Origin of the sequence: Streptomyces sp. L2 (assembly GCF_004124325.1) — a bacterium.
In the GTDB taxonomy this organism is placed as follows: domain Bacteria; phylum Actinomycetota; class Actinomycetes; order Streptomycetales; family Streptomycetaceae; genus Streptomyces.
In genome coordinates, this window is record NZ_QBDT01000001.1 from 2,019,004 (window position 1) to 2,030,449 (window position 11,446).

At 71.5% G+C, this 11,446-nt stretch carries 9 protein-coding genes; 2 read left to right on the forward strand and 7 right to left on the reverse strand.

Going from position 1 to position 11,446, the window contains the following annotated elements; genetic code table 11:
• Positions 1-144: 144 nt before the first annotated feature.
• The 5 genes from ilvC to DBP14_RS08430 form a co-directional block, all read right to left on the reverse strand.
• Complete coding sequence (ilvC, locus tag DBP14_RS08400; protein WP_129306393.1) at positions 145-1,143, reverse strand: ketol-acid reductoisomerase; 999 nt, start codon at positions 1,141-1,143, stop codon at positions 145-147.
• A 116-nt stretch (positions 1,144-1,259) separates the two neighbouring features.
• The gene (gene ilvN, locus DBP14_RS08405; protein WP_129306394.1) at positions 1,260-1,784 is read right to left on the reverse strand and encodes an acetolactate synthase small subunit; all 525 of its coding nucleotides are present in this window, start codon (positions 1,782-1,784) and stop codon (positions 1,260-1,262) included.
• Positions 1,785-1,804: 20 nt separating this feature from the next.
• Positions 1,805-3,649, reverse strand: a complete 1,845-nt coding sequence (locus DBP14_RS08410) for an acetolactate synthase large subunit (RefSeq protein ID WP_129306395.1) — start codon at positions 3,647-3,649, stop codon at positions 1,805-1,807.
• Positions 3,650-3,902: 253 nt separating this feature from the next.
• Positions 3,903-7,004, reverse strand: coding sequence for an EAL domain-containing protein (locus tag DBP14_RS08420; RefSeq protein ID WP_164992279.1), 3,102 nt, complete (start codon positions 7,002-7,004; stop codon positions 3,903-3,905).
• 420 nt (positions 7,005-7,424) lie between these two features.
• Entirely contained in the window at positions 7,425-8,399 is a 975-nt protein-coding gene (locus DBP14_RS08430) for a 2-hydroxyacid dehydrogenase (protein ID WP_129306398.1), read from the reverse strand.
• Between the two features lie 82 nt (positions 8,400-8,481).
• Between DBP14_RS08430 and DBP14_RS08435 the strand changes: the two genes are divergently transcribed.
• A complete protein-coding gene (locus DBP14_RS08435; protein ID WP_129306399.1) occupies positions 8,482-9,480 on the forward strand; it encodes an aldo/keto reductase in 999 nt (332 codons plus the stop codon).
• Between the two features lie 61 nt (positions 9,481-9,541).
• A complete protein-coding gene (locus DBP14_RS08440) occupies positions 9,542-10,720 on the forward strand; it encodes a PQQ-dependent sugar dehydrogenase (RefSeq protein ID WP_129306400.1) in 1,179 nt (392 codons plus the stop codon).
• Between the two features lie 235 nt (positions 10,721-10,955).
• On the opposite strand, the gene DBP14_RS08445 is transcribed toward DBP14_RS08440, so the two are convergent.
• Entirely contained in the window at positions 10,956-11,135 is a 180-nt protein-coding gene (locus DBP14_RS08445) for a DUF6191 domain-containing protein (protein WP_129306401.1), read from the reverse strand.
• Between the two features lie 29 nt (positions 11,136-11,164).
• The gene (locus tag DBP14_RS08450) at positions 11,165-11,425 is read right to left on the reverse strand and encodes a hypothetical protein (protein ID WP_241740841.1); all 261 of its coding nucleotides are present in this window, start codon (positions 11,423-11,425) and stop codon (positions 11,165-11,167) included.
• Positions 11,426-11,446 lie beyond the last annotated feature (21 nt).

The following is an 11,446-nucleotide window of genomic DNA, read 5'->3' on the forward strand; positions in this document are numbered from 1 at the left end:
GCGTTTGTTGTTCAGCAGTCTAGTAGCGCCGCGGCCGACGGTTTGCGCCGCTGCGGAAGGATCACTCGTCCGTGGCTGGACGAGGTGGACAACAGGTGGACGAAGGGGGCCGGAGCAGTCTGCCCCGGCCCCCTGACGTGGTGCTTACGCCTCTTCGTCGACCCAGCTCATCAGCTTGCGGAGCTGCTTGCCGGTGGTCTCCAGCAGGTGCTCGGAGTCCTGCTGCTTGTACTCGTTGTACTTCTTCAGGCCGCCGTGGTACTCGTCCATCCAGTTCTTGGCGAACGTGCCGTCCTGGATCTCGGCGAGGACCTTCTTCATCTCGGCCTTGGTGGCGTCGGTGATGATGCGCGGGCCGGTGACGTAGTCGCCCCACTCGGCGGTCTCGGAGATGGACCAGCGCATCTTCTCCAGGCCGCCCTCGTACATGAGGTCCACGATCAGCTTCAGCTCGTGCAGGCACTCGAAGTAGGCGATCTCCGGCTGGTAGCCGGCCTCGGTCAGGGTCTCGAAGCCCGCCTTGACCAGCGCGGCCGTACCACCGCAGAGGACGGCCTGCTCGCCGAACAGGTCGGTCTCGGTCTCCTCGGTGAAGGTCGTCTTGATGACGCCGGCGCGGGTGCCGCCGATGCCCTTGGCGTACGACAGGGCCAGCGCGAAGGCGTTGCCGGAGGCGTCCTGCTCGACGGCGGCGATGCAGGGGACGCCGCGGCCCTCCTCGTACTGGCGGCGGACCAGGTGCCCCGGGCCCTTCGGGGCGACCATGCAGACGTCCACGCCGGCCGGGGGCTTGATGAAGCCGTAGCGGATGTTCAGGCCGTGACCGAAGAACAGGGCGTCGCCGTCCTTCAGGTTGTCCTTGATGTGCTCCTCGTAGACCTGGGCCTGGATCGGGTCCGGGACGAGGATCATGATGACGTCGGCCTCGGCGGCGGCCTCGGAGGGGCTCACCACGCGCAGGCCCTGCTCCTCGGCCTTGGCCTTGGACTTGGAGCCGTCGTGCAGACCGACCCGGACGTCGACACCAGAGTCACGCAGCGACAGCGCGTGGGCGTGGCCCTGGCTGCCGTAGCCGATGACCGCGACCTTGCGGCCCTGGATGATGGACAGGTCGGCGTCAGCGTCGTAGAACAGCTCGGCCACTTTGGGTTCTCTCCTTGTGTACGGGTGGTGCGTCCCACCGTATGACGGTGGGCGGGACGGAAGACTGCGGGTCTCGGCATACGGGCGGCCGCGCGTACGGCCGCCCGTTGACATCCTTACGCCGATCGGTCGAGGGCGCGCAGCGAGCGGTCGGTGATGGAGCGGCCGCCGCGGCCGATCGCGATCGTGCCGGACTGGACCAGCTCCTTGATGCCGAACGGTTCCAGCATCTTGAGCATGGCGGTGAGCTTCTCGCTGCCGCCGGTGGCCTCGATCGTGACGGCGTCCGGGGAGACGTCGACGGTCTTGGCGCGGAACAGCTGGACGATCTCGACGATCTGGGAGCGGGTCTCGTTGTCGGCGCGGACCTTCACCAGGACGAGTTCGCGCTGGACGGCCTGGCCGGGCTCCAGTTCCACGATCTTCAGGACGTTGACGAGCTTGTTGAGCTGCTTGGTGACCTGCTCCAGCGGGAACTCCTCGACGCTCACCACGATGGTGATGCGGGAGATGTCGGGGTGTTCGGTGACGCCGACGGCGAGCGAGTCGATGTTGAAGCCGCGGCGGGAGAACAGGGCGGCGATCCGGGCGAGGATGCCCGGGGTGTTCTCCACCAGGACGGAGAGCGTGTGCTTGGACATGGGCTTGAAGTCTTCCTCGCTCAGTCGTCTTCGTTGTCGCCGAAGTCGGGGCGGACGTCCCGGGCGGCCATGATCTCGTCGTTGGAGGTGCCGGCGGCGACCATCGGCCAGACCATCGCGTCCTCGTGGACGATGAAGTCGATGACGACGGGGCGGTCGTTGATGGAGTTGGCCTCCGCGATGACCTTGTCGAGGTCCTCGGGGCGCTCGCAGCGCAGGCCGACACAGCCCATCGCCTCGGACAGCTTGACGAAGTCCGGCACGCGGGTGCCCTTGGCCTCCGGGTTGATGTCCTCGGGGCCGGAGTGCAGCACGGTGTTGGAGTAGCGCTGGTTGTAGAACAGGGTCTGCCACTGGCGGACCATCCCGAGGGCGCCGTTGTTGATGACGGCGACCTTGATCGGGATGTTGTTCAGGGCGCAGGTGGTGAGCTCCTGGTTGGTCATCTGGAAGCAGCCGTCGCCGTCGATGGCCCAGACGGTGCGCTCGGGCTGTCCGGCCTTGGCGCCCATGGCGGCGGGGACGGCGTAGCCCATGGTGCCGAGGCCGCCGGAGTTGAGCCAGGTGGCGGGCTTGTCGTACTGGATGAAGTGGGCGGCCCACATCTGGTGCTGGCCGACGCCGGCCGCGAAGATCGTGCCCTCGGGGGCGAGCTGTCCGATCCGCTCGATGACGGCCTGCGGGGACAGGGAGCCGTCCTCCGGCTTGTCGTAGCCGAGCGGGTAGGTGTCGCGCCAGCGGCTGAGGTCGCTCCACCATGCGGTGTAGTCGCCCTTGTGGCCCTCGCTGTGCTCCTTCTGCACGGCCTGGACCAGGTCGGCGATGACCTCGCGGGCGTCGCCGACGATCGGCACGTCGGCGGCGCGGTTCTTGCCGATCTCGGCGGGGTCGATGTCGGCGTGGACGATCTTGGCGTACGGCGCGAAGCTGTCCAGCTTGCCGGTGACGCGGTCGTCGAAGCGGGCGCCGAGGGCGACGATGAGGTCGGCCTTCTGCAGCGCGGTGACGGCGGTGACCGCACCGTGCATGCCCGGCATTCCCACGTGCAGCGGGTGGCTGTCGGGGAAGGCGCCGAGGCCCATCAGGGTGGTGGTGACGGGCGCTCCGGTGAGTTCGGCGAGGACCTTCAGCTCGGCGGTGGCCTCGGCCTTGAGGACGCCGCCGCCGACGTAGAGGACGGGGCGCTTGGCGGCGGTGATCAGCTTGGCGGCCTCGCGGATCTGCTTGGCGTGCGGCTTGGTGACGGGCCGGTAGCCGGGCAGGTCCATGACCGGGGGCCAGGAGAAGGTGGTCTTCGCCTGGAGGGCGTCCTTGGCGATGTCGACGAGGACGGTGCCGGGGCGGCCGGTGGAGGCGATGTGGAACGCCTGCGCGATCACCCGGGGGATGTCCGCCGCCTTGGTGACGAGGAAGTTGTGCTTGGTGATCGGCATGGTGATGCCGACGATGTCCGCCTCCTGGAAGGCGTCCGTGCCGATCGCCCTGGAGGAGACCTGGCCGGTGATCGCGACCACGGGCACGGAGTCCATCTGGGCGTCGGCGATCGGGGTGACCAGGTTGGTCGCGCCGGGTCCGGAGGTCGCCATGCAGACGCCGACCTTGCCGGTGGCCTGCGCGTAGCCGGTGGCCGCGTGGCCTGCGCCCTGCTCGTGTCGGACGAGGACGTGGCGGACCCTGGTCGAGTCCATCAGCGGGTCGTACGCCGGGAGGATGGCTCCGCCGGGAATGCCGAATACCGTGTCAGCGCCGACCTCTTCGAGGGAGCGGATGAGGGACTGGGCGCCCGTCACGTGCTCGACGGGGGCGGACTGTCCTCCGGAACGGGGCCGCGGCTGCGGATGGGCCCCGGGGGCCTGCTCGGTCATCGGCATTCTCTTCTCGATGCTGAGGGTTTTTGCGAGGTTTGTGCGGTGTGCGACTGCGTGGTGTCTGCTGTTCACCGGCGCTGGTGCAACAAAAAACCCCTCGTGCCGGGAGGCAAGCGAGGGGAGCGCGCCGGTGAGGGTCGCTGGGAGTTCCGGATCTCCTCCGGCGGGTCCCAGCTCAGCCGACGCGCTGTCCAAGTACGAGAATTCGGGTGCGCATGGCACTGACCCTCCCCCCGGCGCGCACCCGGTGTCAAGTAGGTGGGACGGGAGTCTCATTATGTGAGCGTCGGGAGGCTCCACCGGCGAGGACGGCGGGGGCCGCGGGCATGGCGGGTACGCCGGGCCCCGCGGGCACGACGCTTCCCACGGCCACACCGGGCGCGGCCGGGCCGTACCCCCCGCCGGCGAACGCGGGTTCGGCGGGCGCGTGCGGCACGGGGTAGTGGCCGGAGGCGAGCGCCCGGCGCAGCCGGTACTCGTCCAGCGGCCCCGCGAACGCCATGCCCTGCCCGTGCGTGCAGCCCATGCCGCGCAGGGCGACGACCTGCTCCGGGAGGTCGACACCCTCGGCGACCGACTGCAGCCCGAGGTCGCCGGCGATGCGGAGCAGCCCACTGGTGATCTTGTGCAGCCGCGCGGACTCGACGATGCCCTCGACGAGTCCCCGGTCGAGCTTGAGGACGTCCACGGGGAGCCGTCTGAGGGCCGTGACGGCCGCGTAGCCGCTGCCGAAGCCGTCCAGCGCGATCCGGACGCCGAGCCGGCTCAGCGCGGTCAGGCGCCGCTCCAGCTCGTCCAGCGAGACCCTGGGGTCGGTATCGGTCAGTTCGACGAGGAGCGCGCCGGGCGGCAGGCCGTGCCGGGTCAGCAGCGCCTCCACCGAGCCGAGCGGCATGGAACGGTCGAGCAGCCGCCGGGCGCTCATCCGGACGGCCACGGGGACGACGAGCCCGCCCGCGGCCCGCTCCGCGGCCTGCTCCACGGCCTCCTGGACGATCCACCGGTCCAGCTCGGCCGTCTTGTCGGTGTCCTCGGCGACCCGCAGGAACTCGGCCGGGGTGAACGACACCCCCTGGGAGGAGCGCCAGCGCGCCTGGGCGGAGACCGACGCGATCCGGCCGTCGTCCAGGCTCACCACAGGCTGGTGCAGCAGCGCGAACTCACCGTCGTGCAGGGCGGCGCGCAGGCGTCCGGCCAGCTCCGCCTTGCGGACGACGTCCTGCTGCATCTGCGGCCGGTACAGCTCGACCCGGCCCTTTCCGGCCGACTTCGCCCGGTACATCGCCAGGTCGGCGTTGCGCAGCAGTTCGCCCGCGCCGAGCCCGGCCTCGGCGAAGGCGACGCCGATGGAGGCGTTGACCCGGACATCGTTGCCGTCGATGGCGTAGGGCTGGGAGAGGGTCGTCCTGAGGCGGTCGGCGAGCTCCAGGATGTTCCGCTCCCGGGCGGCAGGGTCACGGGTGCCGTCCCCGGCGATCAGGGCCGCGAACTCGTCGCCGCCGAGGCGGGAGGCGGTGTCCCCGTGCCGGACCGCGTCCTGGAGTCTGCGGGCGGCCTGGACGAGCAGTTCATCCCCGGCCTGGTGCCCGATCGTGTCGTTGACGGCCTTGAAGCCGTCCAGATCGATGAAGAGGACGGCCGTGCCGCTCAGGGCGGCGCCGCGGTCGGTGGAGCGGCGGCCGGACAGGGCCTGCTGCACGCGCCGCGTGAACAGGGCGCGGTTGGGCAGGTCGGTGAGCGGGTCGTGCTCGGCGTTGTGCTGCAACTGGGCCTGCAGGCGCACGCGTTCGGTGACGTCCCGGCAGTTGAAGATGAGGCCGCCGTGGTGGCGGTTGACGGTGGACTCGACGTTGAGCCAGCCGCCGTGGCCGGAGCGGAAGCGGCACTCGATCCGGGTGGTGGGCTCGTCCTGGGGGCCGGCGGCGAGGAAGCGGCGCACCTCGTGCACGACGCAGCCCAGGTCCTCAGGATGGATCAGGCCGGCCAGTTCGGTGCCCACGAGCTCCTCGGCGGGGCGGCCGTAGACGCCGGCGGCGGCCGGGGAGACGTAGCGCAGGATGCCGCTGGGCGCGGCGATCATGATGACATCGCTGGAGCCCTGCACCAGGGAGCGGAAGTGGTTCTCCTTCTGCGCCAATTCCTGGGTCAGGGTGATGTTGTCGAGCAGCATGATGCCCTGGCGCATGACGAGCGCGAGGACGACGGCGCCGGCGGTGATCAGCACCACGTGGTCCGGGCGCCGGCCGTTGAGGACGTTGTACAGGATGCCCAGGGTGCACACGGCCGCGGCGAGGTACGGGGTGAGCGCGGCGAGGGAGCCGGTGAGCGGCCGGCCGGCCGGGTACCGGCTGTGATCGCTTCCCGGCGCGGGAGGGGGCGCGGGTCCGGGCGCCGGCGCGGGCGGGTGGTGGTGGGCGGCGGCGCCCCGCTGGCCGGGCACGTGCTCGTGGACCACGCGGCTGTGTCCGTCCGGCACGTGCCGCTCGGTGTCCCGCGCGGTGCCCTGGGGCCGGGGAGCGGCCCAGGGGGCGTAGGCGAGCAGCAGCGAGCCGGCGAACCAGCCGGCGTCCAGGAGCTGGCCGGAGTGGTAACTGCTGTGCAGCAGGGGGGAGGTGAACAGGGCGTCGCACATCACGGTCAGGGCGAGCGCGCCGATGGCGGTGTTCACCGCCGTGCGGTTGCCCGGTGTGCGGCGGAAGTGCAGCGCGAGCACCATGCTGACGAGCGCGATGTCCATCAGCGGGTACGCCAGGGACAGCGCGGTGTGCGCGACGCTCGGCCCGTCGAAGCGGGCGGCCTGGGCGAGCGCGAGGCTCCAGGACAGGGTGAGCAGCGAGCCGCCGATCAGCCAGGCGTCCAGGCCCAGGCAGATCCAGCCGGCCTTCGTCACGGGCCGCTTTGCGAGAACCAGCAGGCCCACGATGGCGGGCGGGGCGAAGCACAGGAAGAACAGGTCGGCGTAGCTCGGGCTGGGCACGCTGCGGCCCAGCACCACCTCGTACCACCCCCAGATCGCGTTGCCGAGGGAGGCCATCGTGGAGGAGAGGGCGAACAGCAGCCAGGCGGGGCGGAAGCGGACCCGGGGGCTGCGGGCGTAGAGGAAGCAGGACACGGCGGCGGTGCCGGCGGCGGCGCTCAGCCCGAAGTCGCCCATGATCAGGGCGAGTCCGCCCGAACCCCAGTCGAGCGCGGCCCCGACGGCGTAGGTCGCGCAGACCAGGGCGAGGACCAGCTGGCGGGCCAGCCGGGAGCCGCGGGGGGCGGCGGGCGGCCGGGGCAGCGGCGGCCCCGACGGGCGCTGCGCGCACAGCCGTCCGTCGAGGGTGGGGGTCACGGAGGTCGGCGAACTCACCGGGGCCTCCCGGTCCGTGCCGCCCGGCCCCGCGGGTCGCGGTGGGCGTGCCGTCTGCGGCCGGTGTGCCTGCGGTGCCGGCTGTGCCGGGTGTGCGTGTGGTGGCCGGCGTGGTGGCCGCGTTTGCGCGCCGTCGCGCGCCAGGGCCGCCGTCGGCGGCTCCGTCGCGTCGGATCGTTCGTCCATAGGCCGTGCATCGTCCGTCGCCCCCCTCACAAATCTGAAATGTCCATCCCCCGCGCCGTAGGTGGGGCGGCGCAGCCCTTGTCGGGACGATACACCAGGATCGTCACTCAGGGACATAGCTTCTCTACGCTCCGTGACGAGTAGCGGGGATGCCGGTACGCACCGCGTCCGGGGGGTCGCGGAGGGTGTGCGCCGCTGGTGCGCGGCGGGGGTGCGCGGCGGGCGCGGGCGGGGTCAGCCGGCGGTGGTTCCCGGTGCGGTGCCGGTCGTGAGGATCACGTTCCGCACGGGTTCCCCGTTCACGAAGCGGGTCAGCTGGTCGACGAGCAGCCGCTTGGCGCGGGGCAGGAACGCCGAGGTGGGGCCGCCCACGTGCGGGGTGATGAGCACGCCCGGCGCCTGCCACAGGGGGTGGCCGGACGGCAGCGGTTCGGGGTCCACGACGTCGAGGGCCGCGGTGAGCCGGCCGCTCTCCAGCTCCGGGAGCAGCGCCTTGGTGTCGACGACGGCCCCGCGGGCCACGTTCACCAGCAGCGCGCCGTCCTTCATCCGGCTCAGGAAGTCCGCGTCGACCAGGCCTTTCGTGGCCTCCGTCAAGGGCGTGGAAAGGATCACGATGTCGGCGTGCGGAAGCAGGGCGGGCAATTCGGTGAGTGGATGCACCGGACCGCGCGCCGTGGTGCGCTCAGAGCGCGCAACGCGCGCCACCCGCGCGAGCTCGAAGGGCGCGAGCCGGTCCTCGATGGCGGCGCCGATCGCGCCGTAGCCGACGATGAGGGCGGACTTGTCGGCGAGGGCGGGGTGGAAGCCGCTCTTCCAGTGCCCCTGGTCCTGGTTCCGGACGAACTGCGGGATGCCCCTGAGGGAGGCGAGAATCAGGGCCAGGGTCAGTTCGGCGGTGCTCGCCTCGTGCACGCCGCGCGCGTTGCACAGCTGGACTCCGGGCACGATGGACGACAGCCGGGCGGTGATGTCGTCCACGCCCGCGCTGAGCGTCTGGATGACCTTGACGTGGGTCAGCCGCTCCAGCGGGCGCACCTTGACCGCCTGCCGCTTCAGGTAGGGGACCACGTAGTAGACGCAGGCCGCCGGGTCGCCGGGGAACTCCTGGTCGCCGTTGTCACCGCCGTCCCAGAACAGGTAGCGGGGCCCCTCGGGCAGCCCCTCGATCTCCTCCGGCGGAAAGGGAAGCCATACGTCTGCGCTCATGCGTGGAGGCTATGTCAGGCGCACAGGTGTGCGGAGGTTAGGTTGGGGGCCGGGCTGGGGTCTGAGGGAGGTTCACGAGCAGGTGGAGCGCAGGACGATCGGCGCGGGTTCGCTCGCGGTGGGGGCCGTCGGACTCGGGTGCATGCCGATGAGCTGGGGGTACGGCGGTTCGGGGCGGCGGGGTGAGGAGTCGCTCAGGACCGTGCACCGGGCACTGGACGCGGGCTCGGACCTTCTCGACACGGCCGACATGTACGGCCCGTTCACCAACGAGCTGTTGCTGGGGCGGGTGCTGAAGGAGCGGCGCGCGGACGCCTTCGTATCGACGAAGGCGGGGCTGCTGGTGGGCGAGCAGCACATCGTGGCCAACGGCCGCCCCGGCTATGTGAGACGGGCCTGCGACGCCTCGCTGCGGCGCCTGCAGACGGATGTGATCGACCTCTACCAACTGCACCGCGCGGACCCCGAGGTCCCCGTCGAGGAGACGTGGGGCGCGATGGCGGACCTGGTGCGGGCCGGGAAGGTGCGGGCGCTGGGCCTGTGCGCGGTGGGGGCGCGCGGAGCCCGCCGGCCGGGCGCGCGGCTGTACGACCACACGCTGGACCAGCTCCGGCGGGTGCAGCAGGTGTTCCCGGTGAGCGCGGTGGAGGCGGAGCTGTCGGTGTGGTCGCCGCAGGCGCTGGAGGTGCTGCTGCCGTGGTGTGCGGCGCGCGGGGTGGGCTTCCTGGCTGCGATGCCGCTGGGCAACGGCTTCCTGACCGGCACGCTCACCCCGGGTGAGGGCTTCAAGCCGGACGACCTGCGCGCCCGGCATCCCCGGTTCACGGCGGAGATGATGGCGGCGAACCAGCCGATCGTGGCCGGTCTGCGCCGGATCGCGCGCCGCCACGGCGAGCACGTCACGCCGGCGCAGGTGGCCCTGGCCTGGGTGCTCGCACAGGGCCGGCAGGTGATCGCGCTGCCCGGGGCCAGGCGGGAGCAGCGGCCCGCGGAGAACGCGGCGGCGGCGTCGCTGCGGCTGACGCCGGAGGATCTGGCGGAGGTGGCGGGGTTGCCGGTCGCACGGGGATCCTGGGACTGAGGGGCGAACCTCGCGGCCCTCCTGTTGCGTCAGAGCTTTCGTGCCGAGGGCGAAGGGGACCATGATCGTGCAACGACGAGCTGTGTCGGCCGTGCTGGCCGCTGCCGCGCTCCTGCTGACGGCCGGCTGCTCCTCCGACGGCGGAGGACCGCCGGGCGGCGGGGGCACGGCTTCGGGTGCGGCTTCGGGGGGTACGGCGTCCACGGCGTCCCCCTCCCCGTCGCCGAGCGAGTCGACCCCGCCCGCCAAGGGGTCGGTGAAGGTCCTGCGCACGGTCGCGGAGGGCCTGACGACGCCGTGGGGTCTGGCCCCGCTGCCGGGCGGTGATCTGCTGGTGTCCTCCCGGGACGACGGGACGATCGTCCGGGTCGACGAGAAGACCGGCAAGAAGACCGTGCTGGGCCAGGTGTCCGGGGTGTCCCCGGAGGGCGAGGGCGGCCTGCTGGGCATCGCTCTCTCCCCCGACTACGCCTCGGACCACATGATCTACGCCTACTTCACGTCGGCCTCGGACAACCGCATCGTGCGGGTGCTGTACGACGAGAAGAAGCCGGCCGGTGAGCAACTGGGCGCCCCCGACACGATATTCCGGGGGATCCCCAAGGGCGTCATCCACAACGGGGGGCGGATCGCGTTCGGTCCCGACAAGATGCTGTACGCGGGCACCGGCGAGAGCGGTGAGCGGGGGCTGGCCCAGGACAAGAAGTCGCTGGGCGGCAAGATCCTCCGGATGACCCCGGAGGGCGAGCCGGCGCCCGGCAACCCGTTCCCGGGGTCGGTCGTGTACTCCTACGGCCACCGCAACGTGCAGGGGTTGGCCTGGGACGACAAACAGCGGTTGTTCGCCTCGGAGTTCGGGCAGGACACCTGGGACGAGCTGAACGCGATCAAGCCGGGCGGCAACTACGGGTGGCCCGACGCCGAGGGCAGGTCGAGCGACCCCGCGTTCCAGAACCCGATCGCCCAGTGGCACACCGACGACGCCTCGCCCAGCGGCATCGCCTACGTCGACGGCGTCATCTGGATGGCCGGCCTGAAGGGCGAGCGCCTGTGGCGCATCCCCTTGAACGGCACGAAGGCCTCGGCGGCCCCGCAGGCGTTCCTGACCGGGAAGTACGGCCGGCTGCGCACGGTGGCCGCGGCGGGCGGCGACACGATCTGGCTCACCACCAGCAACACGGACGGCCGCGGCACCCCGAAGAAGGGCGACGACCGCATCCTGGAGGTGAGGGTCCGCTAGGCCGGTCCGGCGGAACAGGCCGGCGGATCAGGTCAGCGGATCAGGTCAGCGGATCAGGTCGGCGGATCAGGCCGGAGAACGTCGCCGGTGCCTCGTCGGTGCGGGGTGCGCGGCTTGGGCGCGGGCGCCCGCAAGGCGGAGGAGGGGGGCGGACGCGGGGGTCGGCAACGCGGCAGATGGACGTGCCGGGCCTCGCGTATGCCGCATGATGCGGATGAGCCCTGACCCCGCCCGCTCACTCCTCGGCGGGCTCCGGGGCCGACGGGCGGACGACGACCTTTCCGGACGCGAGGTCTATCGGGCCGCGGCCGGGGTCGTTGTCGCCTATGTCCTCCCGGGTCAGCTCCAGGCGTTTCTCCTCGTCCCTCGTGTGCTTGCGGCCGGGCGCGAACAGTTCCTCGAAGACGTTGAACACCGCACTCCCTCCGGGTGGTGCACCGGGGCTCACTCCTCGTCTATCAGCGACCGGTCGAGAATCGCCACGGAGACCAGGATCAGGAAGGCTCGGTGCACCATGTAGTCGACCGTCAGTCCGGGCGCGACGGACACCACGCGGATGTCCTCGCCGCTGATCGCCTGCGACACCGGCGTGAACGGGTCCTCGGCGAGCTTGTGCAGCCCGCGCTCCAGCAGCTTGCGCCGGTCCTCCGGGAGCGCGTCCCGCTGTGCGGCGGCGCGCTCCGTGAACTCGATCTGGTACAACACGGCTCCTCCCCGACCTGGGCT

What these genes read in the sequence shown, in the direction of transcription:
- ilvN (WP_129306394.1), bottom strand. Translation starts at nt 1,784, where the DNA reads ATGTCCAAGCACACGCTCTCCGTCCTGGTGGAGAACACCCCGGGCATC.
- DBP14_RS08410 (WP_129306395.1), bottom strand. Translation starts at nt 3,649, where the DNA reads ATGACCGAGCAGGCCCCCGGGGCCCATCCGCAGCCGCGGCCCCGTTCC.
- DBP14_RS08430 (WP_129306398.1), bottom strand. Translation starts at nt 8,399, where the DNA reads ATGAGCGCAGACGTATGGCTTCCCTTTCCGCCGGAGGAGATCGAGGGG.
- DBP14_RS08440 (WP_129306400.1), top strand. Translation starts at nt 9,542, where the DNA reads ATGATCGTGCAACGACGAGCTGTGTCGGCCGTGCTGGCCGCTGCCGCG.